The organism is Rhodococcus sp. MALMAid1271, assembly GCF_049195265.1.
Classification (GTDB): Bacteria; Actinomycetota; Actinomycetes; order Mycobacteriales; family Mycobacteriaceae; genus Rhodococcoides.
Map to the genome: position 1 here is coordinate 27,766 of NZ_JBMIRQ010000057.1, position 15,471 is coordinate 43,236.

Annotated in this window: 13 protein-coding genes and 1 pseudogene; 8 read left to right on the forward strand and 6 right to left on the reverse strand. The window is 65.0% G+C overall.

What is annotated here, in order from left to right; translation table 11 throughout:
* Positions 1-27: 27 nt before the first annotated feature.
* The 8 genes and pseudogenes from ACOQFP_RS05810 (at position 28) to ACOQFP_RS05845 (ending at position 7,402) form a co-directional block, all read left to right on the forward strand.
* On the forward strand, positions 28-900 hold the full coding sequence (locus ACOQFP_RS05810; RefSeq protein ID WP_421583758.1) for a ribokinase: 873 nt from the start codon (positions 28-30) through the stop codon (positions 898-900).
* Entirely contained in the window at positions 897-1,361 is a 465-nt protein-coding gene (locus tag ACOQFP_RS05815; protein WP_206489372.1) for a helix-turn-helix domain-containing protein, read from the forward strand. The genes ACOQFP_RS05810 and ACOQFP_RS05815 overlap by 4 nt, the downstream gene beginning before the upstream one ends.
* Positions 1,362-1,370: 9 nt before the next feature.
* A complete protein-coding gene (locus ACOQFP_RS05820; protein ID WP_206489373.1) occupies positions 1,371-1,775 on the forward strand; it encodes a VOC family protein in 405 nt (134 codons plus the stop codon).
* A gap of 80 nt (positions 1,776-1,855) precedes the next feature.
* Positions 1,856-3,973, forward strand: a complete 2,118-nt coding sequence (locus ACOQFP_RS05825) for a RecQ family ATP-dependent DNA helicase (RefSeq protein WP_421583759.1) — start codon at positions 1,856-1,858, stop codon at positions 3,971-3,973.
* Between the two features lie 195 nt (positions 3,974-4,168).
* Positions 4,169-4,669, forward strand: a pseudogene (ectA, locus tag ACOQFP_RS05830) (diaminobutyrate acetyltransferase); the annotation flags it as partial.
* 48 nt (positions 4,670-4,717) lie between these two features.
* Entirely contained in the window at positions 4,718-5,995 is a 1,278-nt protein-coding gene (gene ectB / locus ACOQFP_RS05835; RefSeq protein WP_421583822.1) for a diaminobutyrate--2-oxoglutarate transaminase, read from the forward strand.
* A 39-nt stretch (positions 5,996-6,034) separates the two neighbouring features.
* Positions 6,035-6,433: an ectoine synthase gene (locus ACOQFP_RS05840; RefSeq protein WP_206489375.1), complete on the forward strand. Its 399-nt coding sequence runs from the start codon at positions 6,035-6,037 to the stop codon at positions 6,431-6,433.
* 129 nt (positions 6,434-6,562) lie between these two features.
* Entirely contained in the window at positions 6,563-7,402 is an 840-nt protein-coding gene (locus ACOQFP_RS05845) for a Sir2 family NAD-dependent protein deacetylase (RefSeq protein WP_421583823.1), read from the forward strand.
* On the opposite strand, the gene proB is transcribed toward ACOQFP_RS05845, so the two are convergent.
* The 6 genes from proB to ndk form a co-directional block, all read right to left on the reverse strand.
* On the reverse strand, positions 7,375-8,490 hold the full coding sequence (gene proB, locus ACOQFP_RS05850; RefSeq protein ID WP_421583824.1) for a glutamate 5-kinase: 1,116 nt from the start codon (positions 8,488-8,490) through the stop codon (positions 7,375-7,377). The two genes, ACOQFP_RS05845 and proB, sit on opposite strands and share 28 nt — an antisense overlap.
* Before the next feature lie 26 nt (positions 8,491-8,516).
* A complete protein-coding gene (gene obgE, locus ACOQFP_RS05855) occupies positions 8,517-9,968 on the reverse strand; it encodes a GTPase ObgE (RefSeq protein WP_206489378.1) in 1,452 nt (483 codons plus the stop codon).
* 173 nt (positions 9,969-10,141) lie between these two features.
* A complete protein-coding gene (gene rpmA / locus ACOQFP_RS05860; protein ID WP_008715377.1) occupies positions 10,142-10,405 on the reverse strand; it encodes a 50S ribosomal protein L27 in 264 nt (87 codons plus the stop codon).
* Between the two features lie 59 nt (positions 10,406-10,464).
* Positions 10,465-10,776, reverse strand: a complete 312-nt coding sequence (rplU, locus tag ACOQFP_RS05865) for a 50S ribosomal protein L21 (RefSeq protein WP_032394581.1) — start codon at positions 10,774-10,776, stop codon at positions 10,465-10,467.
* A 236-nt stretch (positions 10,777-11,012) separates the two neighbouring features.
* Positions 11,013-14,552 carry a translation initiation factor IF-2 N-terminal domain-containing protein gene (locus tag ACOQFP_RS05870; protein ID WP_421583760.1) on the reverse strand — a complete coding sequence of 1,180 codons (3,540 nt, stop codon included), beginning with the start codon at positions 14,550-14,552 and terminating at the stop codon, positions 11,013-11,015.
* Between the two features lie 502 nt (positions 14,553-15,054).
* Positions 15,055-15,468, reverse strand: coding sequence for a nucleoside-diphosphate kinase (gene ndk, locus ACOQFP_RS05875; RefSeq protein WP_206489380.1), 414 nt, complete (start codon positions 15,466-15,468; stop codon positions 15,055-15,057).
* Between the last annotated feature and the right edge of the window lie 3 nt (positions 15,469-15,471).

Consider the following 15,471-nt stretch of genomic DNA (forward strand, 5'->3'; position numbering starts at 1 on the left):
GACGGTCACGACGGCTACAGTTCGTTCGTGTCCGTCTCGAACCCGCGCGTCGTCGTTCTCGGCAGCATCAACATGGATCTGATCACCCGCACCCCGTCACTACCGGAGCCCGGCGAGACCGTGCTGGGAACCTCGTTCACCACTGCCCCGGGCGGCAAGGGTGCCAATCAGGCCATCGCTGCCGCCAAAGCCGGATCACCAGTTGCATTCATCGGCGCGGTCGGCGACGACGCGTTCGGGGAATCGTTGCGGCGCACGCTCACGAGCGCGGGCGTGGACGACAGTGCGCTGCGTACGGCAGCAGGCTCGAGCGGCATCGCCGCCATCACGGTCGACGACAGTGCCGAGAACAGCATCGTCGTCGTCCCGGGAGCGAACGCTGCCGTGCGGGACTTGACAGACGATGACCGCGCCGCCATCGCCGACGCCGATATCCTGTTGTGCCAGTTGGAGATTCCAATCGACACCGTCGTCGCCGCTTTCGAGTACGCGCACTATCACGGCGTGCTCACGATGCTCAATCCGTCACCGGTACAGGATCTCCCCGATACCCTGGTGACCCACACCGACGTGCTCGTGGTCAACGAGGCCGAACACGCGCGCCTCGTTCACCGAGCCGACTCGGTGAACGAGGTGATCACCACGCTCGGCCCCAGGGGCGCGCGCTACCGCGGATCGGAATCGTTCGAGGTGGCGGCTCCGAGCATCGAGGCCGTCGACACCACCGGTGCCGGAGACGCCTTCGCCGGAGCGCTGGCAGCCCGCTGGACCTCCGGTCCACGTCACGCTGTCGAATGGGCTTGTTCTGCAGGTTCTTTCGCTGCAACACGCCCGGGTGCGAGCACCTCCTCCGGCACCCGGGAAGAGATCGACGCCCTCCGCCGGACGGCCACCCGATGAGCGAACAGGACCTGGCAGAACTCGCCCTGCTTCGTCGAGCGCGCGATCGGATGGATCGCGAGTTCGCCGAACCTCTGGACGTGCCGACGCTGGCCAGAACTGCATTGATGTCCACCGCACACTTCAGCAGGCGCTTCCGCGAGGCCTACGGTGAGACGCCGTACGCCCATCTGATGACGCGGCGCATCGAGCGCGCCAAAGCCCTACTGCGCCGTGGAGATGTCACCGTCACCGAAGCGTGCTTCGCGGTGGGCTGCACCAGTCTCGGCTCGTTCAGTTCGCGGTTCACCGAGATCGTCGGTGAGACACCGAGCGCGTACCGTGCCCGCGATCACCGCGACAGCCGGGCGGTACCGAGTTGCTCCGCGATGGTGCTCGGCCGGCACATCAAGGGCAACACTGCAGTCACCGTCACCGAAGCGAGCAGAATCGAAGAAGCGTCGCCGGCCGCGTCGTCCTAGCCTTCTCCCATGACACTTTCACTGAGCCACGTACACGTCTACACCGACGACCCCGATGCCTCGTTGGCGTTCTACCGAGATGCCCTGGGGCTCGAGGTCAAGAGCGAAGTCGCCAATGACGGCTACCGATGGATAACCCTGTCTCCCAAGGATCAACCCGAAATCGAAATCGTGTTGTCGCAGCCGCATGCGGGACGTTCGGCCGAGCTCGGCGATCAGCTCTCCGCGCTGCTCGCCAAGGGCGAACTGCCGGGCCCGCTCTTCCGCGCCGACGACCTCGACGCGGCCTTCGAGCGGATCAGGGCGGCAGGCACCGGCGAGATTCTGCAGGAACCGACGAGCCAGCCGTGGGGGGCTCGCGACGCGGCCTTCCGTGACCCGGCCGGAAACATGGTGCGCGTCAGCCAGGCCTGAGGGCGGTCCGAGGGTCGGCGGGCGAGCCACTGCCCGCCGACTGCCGTCCATTGTCGTACCGATGCTGCACGATGGACCGTATGACGACAGCAACGCACACGCCCGCGGGCAATCTTCGCGAGGACGCCGAGCGGCTGCTACGCGAGCTCGCCGGCCCCGACGCGGTGCTCAGAGAAGATCAGTGGACGGCAATCGAGGCGCTCGTGGTGCACCGTCGCCGCGCTCTGGTGGTACAGCGAACCGGCTGGGGAAAGTCCGCCGTGTACTTCATCGCCGCGAAATTGCTGCGCGCGCAGGGCTTGGGCCCTACGGTCATCGTCTCCCCGCTGCTGGCCTTGATGCGCAACCAGGTCGCCTCCGCCCAACGCGCGGGCGTGCGTGCGGCCACTATCAATTCCGGGAACATGACCGAATGGGAGGACATTCACCACCAGGTCGCCTCCGGTGAACTCGACGTGCTGTTGGTCAGCCCGGAGCGGTTGAACAACCCCGATTTCCGCGACCAGGTTCTGCCGTCCCTTGCCGGGGACGCCGGCCTCGTCGTGGTCGACGAGGCTCACTGCGTCTCCGACTGGGGCCACGACTTTCGTCCGGACTATCGACGTATCCGAACTCTGATCGCCGAGTTGCGTGACGGCATCCCGGTGCTGGCGACCACCGCAACGGCCAACGACCGCGTAGTCGACGATGTCGCGGCGCAGCTGGGAGTCGGCGGCGGGGACACGCTGGTATTGCGCGGTGGCCTCGCCCGAGACTCGCTGCGCATGGCGGTGGTACAGATCGACAACGCGACCGAGCGGGCTGCGTGGCTCGGCGACCATCTGAACACGCTGCCCGGATCGGGGATCATCTACACCTTGACGGTATCGGCAGCGAAAGACCTGGCGGCGCTGCTCACCGACCAGGGTCACGCCGTTGCCTCGTACACCGGTCAGACGGATCCGACCGAACGCGAAGCGCTCGAGGGCGATCTACTGGCGAACCGGGTCAAGGCCCTCGTCGCGACGTCCGCACTCGGCATGGGATTCGACAAACCCGATCTCGGGTTCGTCGTGCACGTGGGGGCGCCGTCGTCGCCGATCTCGTACTACCAGCAGGTCGGCCGCGCCGGGCGCGCCACGGAGCGCGCCGATGTAGTACTGCTCCCCGGCCACGAGGATCGACAGATCTGGAGCTACTTCGCCTCCGTGGCGTTTCCGCGCGAACACCTGGTACGGCAGGTCATCGATGCACTGAACACCGACAAGGCCCAATCCACGCAGGCTCTCGAGCCCCTCGTCGAACTCAATCGCAGCCGTCTCGACATGGTGCTCAAGGTCCTCGACGTCGATGGCGCAGTCAAACGCGTCCGTGGAGGCTGGCTGGCAACCGGGGAGCAGTGGACGTACGACGCGGACCGCTACGAACGCCTGGAGCAGGCCCGGGATCGCGAGCAACAGGCCATGATCGACTATCAGCGCACCGATGGTTGTCGGATGGAGTTCTTGCGTAGACAACTCGACGACCCGGGTCTGGGCGCGCCGGGTGGTGAGTCCGATCGGTGTGGACGGTGCGACAACTGCACGGGCGAGCATCTGTCTGCCTCGGTCGACTCGGCCTCGGTCGACTCGGCGAAAGCGCGGCTCGATCGGCCGGGAATCGACCTGCAGCCGAGAAAGCAGTGGCCGAGTGGCATGAAGAAGTTGGGGGTGTCTCTGTCCGGCAAGATCTCCGACCCGCACGAACCCGGCCGCGTCCTGGGCCGACTCACCGACCTGGGCTGGGGCAGCCGCCTGCGCGCGCTCCTCGACGCGCCCGATGGGCCTGCCACCGACGCGCTCGAGAAGGCCTGCATCTCGGTGCTCGCCAACTGGGATTGGAAGGAGCGTCCCAGCGCCGTTCTGGCCTTGGACTCCCCCACTCATCCACTTCTGGTGCGCTCGATCGCGGAAAGACTGGCCACGATCGGAAGATTGACCAATCTCGGGGTCATGCAGGTCAGACCCGATCATCCGCCGGTCTCGGCCGCCAATTCGGCGTTTCGGGTGGCCGGGCTGGTGGACTCATGGGAGGTTCCGGACGTATCGTCCGCTACAGGGCCGATTTTGTTGGTCGATCTGGTGACCGACACCGGATGGACATTCACCTGCGCCACGTCGGCGCTTCGGGCGGCCGGTGCGAAGGCCGTGCTTCCGTTCGCGCTGGCGACGCCGAAGTAGGGTTTTCGAGACCCGAGTTTCGGCTCCGGAAAGATCGTGGTTTGATTCCGGGAGGAACGGGTACCGCCACCGGGGTCACAAACATGTGACCAACGTCACATTTGCTGGCTCACCAGCGGAACCATGTCCGTTTCGGGCATCGATTTGCGTCTGCACTCGATATGCCTCGGCAACGTTGTTACGTTTGTATTTCCTATGAAGCCAGTATTGCTGAGAGGTACCCCGATCACTGCGCCGGACGCAGTGAAGTTCCGTAAGCCCAAGATCTCCGACGGAGTCCGGCTCTGGGAGATCGCAAGAGATTCGCGAGTTCTGGATCTCAATTCCAGCTACTCGTACGTGCTGTGGTGTCGCGACTTCGCGGCGACCACGATCGTATCCGACATCGACGGCCGCGCAGTCGGTTTCGTCACCGGGTACATCCGTCAAGATGCACCGCGCACACTGTTCGTGTGGCAGGTCGCTGTGGACGCGAGCCAACGAGGCAAGGGACTTGCCGGTCGCATGCTGATGGAGCTGCTCGACCGCCTCGAGCCCCAAGGTATTACGCATCTCGAAACAACGATCAGCCCGGACAACGAAGCGTCCATCGCAACCTTCACGAGCCTCGCACGCAAGCGAGGAACCGACATCGTCAAGTCGGAATTGTTCGCGCCCAACGATTTCCCTGATAGCCACGAAGCCGAAGAGCTCTACACGGTAGGCCCGGATGCTTCGCGGGATTACGAAAGGAACAAGCAGAATATGACCGAGAAGAGCACCGTGACAACAGAGAAGCCCGATGTGTTCGAGACCGTCGAGTCCGGCGTGCGAAGCTACAGCCGTCAGTGGCCGGCTGTGTTCTCCACTGCCAAGGACTCTGTGATCACCGATGAGAATGGCAACGACTACCTCGACTTCTTCGGTGGCGCAGGCGCTCTCAACTACGGACACAACAACGACATGATCAAGAGCGCGCTGGTCGATTACATCACCAGCGACGGCATCACCCACGGCCTCGACATGTCCACCGTGGCCAAGCGTGAATTCCTCGAGTCGTTCAAGAAGAACATCCTCGAGCCCCGCGGCCTGGACTACAAGGTCCAGTTCCCCGGCCCCACCGGCGCGAACACGGTCGAAGCCGCACTCAAGCTGGCCCGCAAGGTCACCGGCCGTGAGGCAATCATCAACTTCACCAACGCATTCCACGGCATGACACTCGGGGCGCTGTCGGTCACCGGCAACTCGATGAAGCGAGCTGGTGCCGGAATTCCGTTGGTGCACACCACGCCGATGCCGTACGACAACTACTTCGGCGGCGTCACCGAGGACTTCCAGTGGTTCGAGCGCGTTCTGGACGACTCGGGCAGCGGTTTCAACCGCCCGGCTGCAGTGATCGTGGAAACCATTCAGGGTGAAGGCGGCATCAACGTCGCGCGTCCCGAATGGCTGCGCGCACTGGCAGAACTGTGCAAGCGCCGCGAGATTCTTCTCATCGTCGACGATGTGCAGATGGGCTGCGGCCGCACCGGCCAGTTCTTCTCGTTCGAGGAAGCCGGCATCACCCCGGACATCGTCACGCTGTCCAAGTCGATCGGTGGCTACGGCACGCCTCTCGCGCTGACGCTGTTCAAGCCGGAATTGGACGTGTGGTCGCCGGGTGAACACAACGGCACCTTCCGCGGCTTCAACCACTCGTTCGTCACCGCCAAGGCAGCTATCGACCACTACTGGTCCGATGACTCCTTCGAGAAGGAGATCCTCGCCAAGGCCGAGCACATTCAGGATCGCTTCATGAAGCTGTGCGCCAAGTTCGACGGCATCTCCACCCGCGGTCGCGGCATGGTCCAGGCCCTTGTCTTCGACGACGCAGAGTTGGCCTCCAAGGTCTCGCAGCTGGCCTACGACGAGCGCCTGCTCGTCGAGACCGCAGGGCCGAAGGACGAGGTCGTCAAGCTGCTCCCGCCGTTGACCACGACGATGGACGAGCTGGACCGCGGCCTGGCAATTCTCGAAAGCGCCGTTGCCAAGGTTCTCTCGTAAGAGTTCCTCGCAACCATCGATATCGAAGGAGGACATCGCATGATCGTTCGCAGCACCGAAGAGATCACCGGGACCGACCGTGATATTTCCAGCGAGGACGGTAACTGGCGCAGCAAGAGAATCATCCTCGGCGGCGACAAGGTCGGATTCTCGTTCCACGAGACCACGATTCAAGCCGGCACGGTGAACAACTTCCATTACGCCAACCACATCGAGGCGGTCTGGCTGATCGAAGGCGAGGGCACACTGACCGATCGCGAGACCGGAGAGACATACGAGCTCGGCGCAGGCTCGATGTACCTGTTGAACGGTCACGAGCGGCACACTGTGGAGCCACGCACCACGATGCGCATGCTCTGTGTGTTCAACCCTCCCGTCGTCGGCAACGAAACGCACGACGAGAACGGCGTGTACCCACTCGTCGAGGTACCCGCGTAGCAACCGCTACTTCACACGGCCCGCACCGACGCCACGGCGTTCGTGCGGGCCGTGTGCGTTGCGTCTGTGCCGGCGCTGCGATCGGGCGCTACTCTGGATGGGGTGAGTGCACACCCGGGGTCCGCCGCAATCGATGGGGAACTGGCGTCGCTGCTCGACGGGAAGTCCATCACCGTCGTGACCGGTGCGGGTATGTCGACGGACTCGGGAATCCCCGACTATCGAGGCCCACAGTCACCACCCCGTAACCCGATGACGTTTCAACAGTTCATCGGTGACGCCGAGTTCCGTCGGCACTACTGGGCCCGCAACCACGTCGGTTGGCGGCATATGGACGCCGCGGTCCCCAACGCCGGCCACCGAGCTCTCGCCCGGCTCGAACGAGCGGGCATCGTCACCGGGGTCATCACTCAGAACGTCGACATGCTGCACACCAAAGCCGGGAGCCGGAAGGTCATCGACTTGCACGGCGTCTACGCCCGAGTTCGCTGCCTGAGCTGCGAGCGGTTGATCTCGCGATTCGAGTTGGCCCGAAGACTCGATCGTGCCAACCCCGGCTTTCTCGAGTCGGTCGCACCTGCGGACGGCGTCGAGATCGCACCCGACGCCGACGCAATCATCTCCTCGACCGCACATTTCCACATGGTCGACTGCGAATCATGTTCCGGCATACTCAAACCCGATATCGTCTACTTCGGCGAGAGCGTGCCCAAACCGCGCGTAGCGCAAGCCTTCGACCTCGTCGACCGAAGCGATGCCCTACTGGTACTCGGGTCCTCCCTCACGGTGATGTCGGGCCTGCGTTTCGTCCGATACGCCTCGAAAACCGGCAAGCTCATCGTCATCGTCAACAGAGGCACGACTCGCGGGGACGAATTCGCCACCCTCACAATGCACTCGGGATGCTCGGAGACCGCTGGGGCGTTGGCCGATACGCTGGTTCAGGCGGGGACCAAGTCGTCGGCGTGAACAACCGGACGCTGTAGTTCCGCAGCGAGCTCCCCCGTCGACCGGCCGAGCATTCCCGCCAGCTCCCCGGAGTCGTACGCGACAACTCCGCGGGCCACCAGTGTGCCCTCGTGATCCACCAGCGACACCACGTCTCCACCGTGAAACGATCCCGTCACCGACGTTATCCCCGCGGACAACAGCGACCGCCTGCGGTCCACGACCGCTCGCACGGCACCGGCGTCGAGGTGGAGTTCCCCCGCAGCATCTGCGGCATGACGAACCCAGAATTTTCGAGCGGACAACCGCGTCGGTCTCGCCGCGAATGCGGTACCCACCGTGGAGGTCGTCAGTGCGTGTCCGGCATCGGCAGCAGCGGCCAACAACACGGGAACACCGGCGTCGGCTGCCAGGCGTGCAGCGGACAGTTTGGAGGCCATTCCACCGGTACCGAGTGCTCCCCCCGAGCCGGCGACGACGCCATCGAGATCCTCCGGGCTGGTGACCTCCGGAATGAGGGTCGCGCTGCCCTTGCGGGGGTCACCGTCGTACAACCCGTCCACGTCCGAGAGCAGAAAGAGTGCGTCCGCACCCACCAGATGCGCCACGAGCGCCGCGAGCCGATCGTTGTCGCCGAAGCGAATCTCTGCGGTGGCGACGGTGTCGTTCTCGTTCACAACGGCGACAGCGCCGAGCGAACGCAGTCGATCCAATGTCCGCTGCGCGTTCCGGTGATTGGTTCGACGCGCGATGTCCTCGGCCGTGAGCAGTACCTGCCCCACAGTGCGCCCGTACCGGCGGAAGGACGAACCCCAGGCGTGCACCAGCTCGAGCTGTCCGACGCTGGCTGCGGCCTGCTTGGTCGCGAGATCGTGCGGGCGACGCGTCAGCCCGAGCGGCGCCATGCCGGCACCGATCGCGCCGGAGGAGACGACAACCACATCGGTTCCGCTGCGCATCCGATACTCGATGGCGTCGGCGAGCAGGTCGAGTCGACCCAGATCCAGACCGGTGTCGAGACTGGTGAGAGCCGAGGACCCGATCTTGACCACGATGCGCTTGGCAGCGGCAATCGTGCGACGGGTATCGGTGAGAGCCTCTGCGGGCACATCGGATTCACGCACCGACACCACGTCTACTCCTGTTCGGAATCGAGCCCACGACGTACCTGGCGGGCATGCTTGCGTTCGGAGGCACCGATGCGCTCGACCTGGTCGAGCCTGACGTCGGTCCCACGGCCGGTCATGGTGATCTCGACACCGGCAGGCGTCTGCGGTTCCCAGTCGAAGGACACGTCGCCGATCGTGACCGACGCACCCGGCTGGGCTCCTGCCTTGATCAGTGCGTCCTCGACGCCCAGACGCGCGAGCCGATCTGCGAGGTAGCCGACCGCCTCGTCGTTGGTGAACTGCGTCTGGCGTACCCACCGTTCGGGGCGGGTGCCTCGCACGATGAATCCTCCCGGTACGTCCGGATCCTTGACGACCTTGAAGCTGTCGTCGTTCTTGGCGACCGGGCGCAGTACCTGACGGCGCGGCTCCGGTGCCGGATGGGCGGTGCGGTAGTCCTCGACCAGCTTCGCCAACGCGAATGTCAGCGGTTTGAGACCGGCGCGCGTCACTGCCGAGATGGTGAACACGGGCCAGCCGCGAGACTCGAACTCGGCGGTGACCATCTCTGCGAGCTCTGCGCCCTCGGGAATATCGGCCTTGTTCAGCACGACGATGCGCGGACGGTCGGCGAGATCGCCGAGACCGGCATCACCGGAGAGGGCCGGCTTGTAGGCGGCCAACTCGGCTTCGAGAGCGTCGACGTCGGAAACCGGGTCGCGGCCTGGATCCAGTGTGGCGCAATCGACTACGTGCGCGAGCACCGCGCACCGTTCGAGGTGACGCAGGAAATCGAGACCGAGTCCTCGGCCCTGACTGGCGCCGGGGATCAACCCGGGTACATCGGCGACGGTGAACGTGGTCTCTCCACTGGATACGACACCGAGGTTGGGGACCAGCGTGGTGAAGGGGTAATCGGCGATCTTCGGCTTGGCTGCCGACAGCACCGAGACCAGCGACGACTTTCCTGCCGACGGGAATCCCACGAGACCGACATCGGCGACGGACTTGAGCTCGAGGACGAGATCGCGCTCGACGCCCTCCTCACCGAGTAGGGCGAAACCCGGTGCTCGGCGGGCCTTGGACGCCAGTGCTGCGTTGCCGAGGCCGCCGCGTCCACCCGGTGCCGCATCGAAACGTGTTCCCTCGCCGATCATGTCGGCGAGCACGTTGCCCTCTTTGTCGAGCACGACGGTACCGTCGGGCACCTTGAGGATCAGATCCTCGCCGTTCGCACCCTCACGGTTTCCACCCATGCCCTGGGTGCCGTTGCCCGCCTTGGCGTGACTGGAGAAGTGGAAGTCGAGCAGGGTGTGCACGTTGGGGTCGACGACGAAGACGACCCCGCCACCTTGTCCGCCGTTTCCACCGTCAGGGCCACCGAGAGGCTTGAACTTTTCGCGGTGAACCGAAGAGCAGCCGTTGCCACCTTTGCCGGCGCTGACGTGCAGCACCACGCGGTCGATGAATCGTGACATAGCTGTCTTCGATCCTTTCTGGAGAGAAAAGCGGGAGAAAAAAGCGATAGGGGCGGACCGGTCTCATGACCCTGGTCCGCCCCTATCGGGAGTTGTGAACGTACGCCGTGAATGTCCTGTTCGAGTAGTTCCTTGTTCGAGTGGGCAATCGCGGCGCGAACGCTGCAGGAGGACTAGGCCTCTACAGCGACCGGAACGATGTTCACGGTCTTGCGCCCGCGCTTGGCACCGAATTCGACTGCGCCTGCGGCGAGTGCGAACAGGGTGTCGTCGCCGCCACGGCCGACGTTGACGCCGGGGTGGAAGTGCGTGCCGCGCTGACGAACCAGGATCTCGCCTGCGCCTACGGTCTGGCCGCCGAAGCGCTTGACGCCGAGGCGCTGAGCATTCGAGTCGCGACCGTTACGGGAGCTCGATGCGCCCTTCTTGTGTGCCATGTTGCATACCCTCCTCGGGGTGAATCAGCTGAAAAGAACGCGGGTCCGGTGAGACCTGGTTACTTGATGCCGGTGACCTTGAGGACAGTGAGCTTCTGCCTGTGTCCCTGACGCTTGTGGTATCCGGTCTTGTTCTTGAACTTGTGGATGCGGATCTTCGGGCCCTTGGTGTGCTCGACGATCTCACCGGCGACCGAGATCTTCGCCAGCTTGTCTGCATCTGTGGTCAGGTCGGATCCGTCTACGACGAGGACCGGAGCAAGCGAGACAGCAGTGCCGGGCGCTCCCTCGATCTTCTCGACCTTGACGAGGTCACCAACAGCGACCTTGTACTGCTTTCCGCCGGTCTTGACGATCGCGTACGTTGCCATCGGAGGGCTACCCCTTGCTTCTTTCGAACTTGCTCGCGTTGCGCATGGCAACACGACTGGTCTGGTGTGACGTGTTTGCTTGCTCCCTATCGGCCGGCCGCGATGGCATCCATCTCGGCCCGGTCGAGAACCGTTGCATTCTGTAGAACCACTACGGCACAGCAGAACGGTGTCACCGGGAGCGACTTATCAAGGTTACGGCAGAGAGACGGCCAGGGTCAAACTGCCCTGTGCTGCTAGGCGTCGATGTCCACCGGCGGACCTGCCGGCCGCGCTGCTGCACGCCGCCTACGTGGTCGTTCGGTGGGCACTTCCACCGCCTCTGTGGGCTGCTCGGCCGCCGACGTCAGCGGTTCCGGCACCTCTGCCTCAGCAGAGGCAGCCGGGTCGGCAGAGGCAGCGTCGTCGGCGTTGTCCGTGGCCGGTACCACGAGGACTACCCCGGCGTCCGGTGCCGCACTGGTCGGCGCGGCGGCCTTGCGCGCCACTCGACGCCCACGACGAGCCTTCGGTGCGGCAGGTTCGACCGACACGGCCGGCTCGGCAACGGACTGCTCTGCCGACTGATCGCCCACGGACCGATCCTGCGCAGACCGATCCTGTGCAGGTGCCGGGGCCTCGGGTGCAGCTGCATCCGCTGCCTCCGGATCGGCTGCAGCTGCCGTTGCCACGGCCACCTCGTCGGCGGAGACGACCGTCACCTCGTCGGCAGAGACGACCGTCGCTTCGGCGTCGGACTTCGTGCTCGCCTGCGGGGTCTCGACATCGGCGGGGCTGACGTCGGACACCACGTCATCGTGATGCGCCGCCATAGCCAAGGCAACCGGATGTGCGCGCTTGATCGATGGATCCACCGCGGGGGGCTCGTGTGCGTCTGCTGGGCCGGACTGCGCGGACGACGAGCTGCGCTCGTGACCGTCGCTGCCGTCGGACTTGTTGTCCTTGCCGCGTCGACGCCTGCCACTGTTGCCCGAGTTGCTCGACTCCGAGCGAGAGGAGTTCGAGCGCCCGTTGTCGTTGTCCGGCTTGGCGTCGATCGGGAACTGATGCACGACGATCCCACGACCCTGGCAGTGCTCGCACGTGGTGGAGAACGCCTCGACGAGTCCCGTGCCGAGCTTCTTGCGAGTCATCTGTACGAGCCCGAGCGAGGTCACCTCCGACACCTGGTGGCGCGTTCGGTCACGCCCCAGGGACTCGGTGAGCCGCCGCAGCACCAGATCGCGGTTCGACTCGAGCACCATGTCGATGAAGTCGACGACGATCATGCCGCCGATGTCGCGCAGACGCATCTGTCGGACGACTTCCTCGGCGGCTTCGATGTTGTTGCGGGTGACGGTCTCTTCGAGATTGCCCCCCGAGCCGGTGAACTTGCCGGTGTTGACGTCGACGACGGTCATCGCCTCGGTGCGATCGATCACCAGGGTGCCGCCCGAGGGCAGCCAGACCTTGCGATCGAGCGCCTTGGCCAGTTGCTCGTCGATTCGATGCGCCGCGAACACGTCGACCGAACTGCCGTCGGCCTCGTACCGATGCAGCCGCTCCATCATGTCCGGTGCCACGGTCTCGACGTAGTTCGACGTCGTCGTCCACGCCTTGTCGCCCTCGATGACCAGCTTGGAGAAGTCCTCGTTGAACAGGTCACGGATGACCTTCACGAGCATGTCCGGCTCTTCGTAGAGCGTCTGTGGTTGGACGCCCTTGCCGGTTTCGGCGTTGGCCGATCGTGCTTCGATGCTGGCCCACTGCGCCTGCAGCCGAGAGACGTCGCGTGCGAGTTCTTCCTCGCTGACGCCCTCTGCCGCCGTACGGATGATGACGCCGGCCTCGGGCGGCACGATCTCGCGGAGAATTTCCTTCAGGCGTTTGCGTTCGGTGTCGGGAAGCTTGCGGCTGATACCCGTGGAGCTGCCGCCGGGGACGTAGACGAGAAAGCGTCCTGCAAGCGAGAGCTGCGTGGTCAGGCGGGCACCCTTGTGGCCAACCGGATCTTTGCTGACCTGGACGAGAACTTGGTCGCCCGGCTTGAGTGCCTGCTCGATCTTCCGTGAGTTTCCGCCCAGTCCTGCAGCGTCCCAGTTGACCTCACCGGCGTACAGCACACCGTTGCGGCCACGGCCGATATCGATGAACGCCGCCTCCATGCTGGGCAACACGTTCTGAACACGACCCAGATAGACGTTGCCGACCATCGACGCGGTGGCACTGCTGGTCACGAAGTGCTCCACGAGCACCCCGTCCTCGAGCACGGCAACCTGCGTGGTCAGCGGGTGATCTGGCGTCGCCTTCTCACGCACGACCATGACACGGTCCACCGATTCGCGACGGGCCAGGAACTCCGACTCGGTCAGGATCGGCGGACGCCGACGCCCGGCATCACGTCCGTCGCGACGACGCTGACGCTTGGCTTCGAGCCGGGTCGATCCGGTAATGCCCTGGACTTCGTCCCGGGGCGCACGGCTCTTGTTTCGCGGCTCACGCTCGTGCACGACGGTGTTGGGCGGATCGTCCTCGGAGGATGCGCCCTCGGCAGCCGCCTCGGCTCCGGTCTTGCGGCGGCGTCGGCGACGGCGACGACGACTGGAGCCGTCCCCGTCCTGACCGCCGTTGTCGGAGTCGTCGTGGTTGTCCTGCGCACTCGCATCGGAGTCGGATTCGCTGTCCTGGCCCGAGGAGTCCTCGGACCCCGTGTCGTCCGAGGACTCGCTCGAATCGGAATTCTGCCGGTCCGATCCGCGGTTGCGGGTGCGGGATCGACGCGAACGCCTGCCCGAGCCCGACTGCTGTTCATCGTTCGAGGACGACTCGTCCGAGTCTGCAGCGTCGGTGTCGGACGACTCCGCGTCGCTCGAAACGGCTTTTTCCGAGCTGTTGTCGCCCTCGGAATCGTCCTCCGAGTTGTCCTCGCTCGAATTGTCGTCGGAGGACTGTTCCCCGCGGCCGCGGCCACGGCCACGGCGGCCACGCCGACGACGACGCGGCTGTGACTGGTCGTCGTCGCCGTCACCCGAGCTCTCGGAGGCGTTCTGCTCCCCGGACTCGGCCGAGGACGAGCGGTCGCCGGACGAGGTGTCGGGTGCGGTGGACTCGGATGTGTCGGGTGCCGACACCGTCGCGGTTTCCTCGGTCGAGGTACCGGAGGTGTTCTCGTTGTTCTCGGCGTTCGAGCCTTCGTCCTTCGGCGCTGCCTTGCGGCTGCGTCGACGACGGGCAGGCGGTTGCGCCGGCGACTCGGCCGACTCCGGTGCCGCAGCGTCGACGGCGGCGGGCTGCAGGAACAGCGGGGTGGCAAATGTGGCTGCGGCGGGCTGTGTGGCCTCGGGTTCCGGTGTGGCCGCGTTGGTGAACAACTGCGGCTCCGACCACGTGGCCTCGACGGACGGCGCTTCGGCGGAGGGAGCTTCGGCGGACTGTGCCTCTATCGGGGCGCTCGACTCGGCCTGCTCGGCGGGGGAAGGATCGGCCGGGGACGTCTCGGTTGGGCCGGCATCGGTGCCGTTGACGGAATCTCGGACGGACTCCGCAACCTCGCGACTGAGACTCGACTGCGCGCTACGCGCTTCGATGCCGAGCTCACCCAGGGTGACCAGTAGTTGTTTGCTGGTGACGCCCAGGATCTTGGCGAGTGCGTGAACACGCAGCCTGGTAGGCAGCGGGGTGGCGTCGGGCTGTGCAGGCGACACCTCGGCTGATTCCACAGACGAAACCTCGTCGACGCGCTCCTGACCCTGTGCGTTGGCGTTCTGTACATCTTCGGGCGGGCTTTGATCGGCCACGTATTCTCCTCGGGCCCCCGGGCGCGTTCATCCGAATTCGGGTGTGACGCGGCCACGCGAGGGCAATCCTTGTGTACTCACGTCGGGTTGGACGTCAGCTGTTCGGTCTCGCCCCGCACTCGAGTCGATGACCACTTCGGCATTCTCGGTGGTCGACGACAGCGTGTGCGGTGCCTGGCTGGATGGTGGTGTCTCGGTGATCCGAGCGCCTGATCATCAAGCAAGAACGCGAACGAGCCTGTCTCTCGTTCGAGCATCTGCGATGACGGGCAGCGGATAGACGACAGTCATCCGATCGAATCCACGACACCGGGCTAGCGAACTTAGGTGAAGCCTTGACTTCGGTGGAGCGTGAAACTTGTACTGAGTTGTGCTGTGGAGTCGATCTCCGTCGAGTATCCCACACGCGTCGACGCGTACTTGCCACGCCGCACCGATCGGGTGCCGAGCAGGTGCGGCGTGGCTGCGCGCGAACTGCGCATGGATACGGAGTGCGGTGCGGTCAGGCCAGGCCGGGGAACCAGAGCGCGATCTCGCGCTCGGCCGACTCGACGGAATCCGAGCCGTGGACCAGGTTCTGCTGGCCGTCGAGGGCGAGATCGCCGCGGATGGTGCCGGGAACGGCCTTGGCCACCGGGTCGGTGCCGCCTGCGATCTGCCGGAAGGCCGCGATCGCGCGGGGACCTTCGAGGACGGCGGCCACCACCGGTCCGGACGTGATGAACTCGAGGAGTTCGGGGAAGAACGGCTTGCTCTCGTGCTCTGCGTAGTGAGCCGCGGCCAAATCACGGGAGACGTTCTTGAGCTCGAGTGCGACGATGCTCAATCCCTTCTTCTCCACGCGGCCGAGGATCTCTCCTACGTAACGCCGGGCAACTCCGTCGGGCTTGATCAGTACAAGGGTGCGGTCGGTCACGTC

Coding starts and splice junctions, on each gene's coding strand:
- ACOQFP_RS05815 (WP_206489372.1), top strand. CDS start 897: ATGAGCGAACAGGACCTGGCAGAACTCGCCCTGCTTCGTCGAGCGCGC.
- ACOQFP_RS05820 (WP_206489373.1), top strand. CDS start 1,371: ATGACACTTTCACTGAGCCACGTACACGTCTACACCGACGACCCCGAT.
- ACOQFP_RS05825 (WP_421583759.1), top strand. CDS start 1,856: ATGACGACAGCAACGCACACGCCCGCGGGCAATCTTCGCGAGGACGCC.
- ectB (WP_421583822.1), top strand. CDS start 4,718: ATGACCGAGAAGAGCACCGTGACAACAGAGAAGCCCGATGTGTTCGAG.
- ACOQFP_RS05840 (WP_206489375.1), top strand. CDS start 6,035: ATGATCGTTCGCAGCACCGAAGAGATCACCGGGACCGACCGTGATATT.
- obgE (WP_206489378.1), bottom strand. CDS start 9,968: ATGTCACGATTCATCGACCGCGTGGTGCTGCACGTCAGCGCCGGCAAA.
- rpmA (WP_008715377.1), bottom strand. CDS start 10,405: ATGGCACACAAGAAGGGCGCATCGAGCTCCCGTAACGGTCGCGACTCG.
- rplU (WP_032394581.1), bottom strand. CDS start 10,776: ATGGCAACGTACGCGATCGTCAAGACCGGCGGAAAGCAGTACAAGGTC.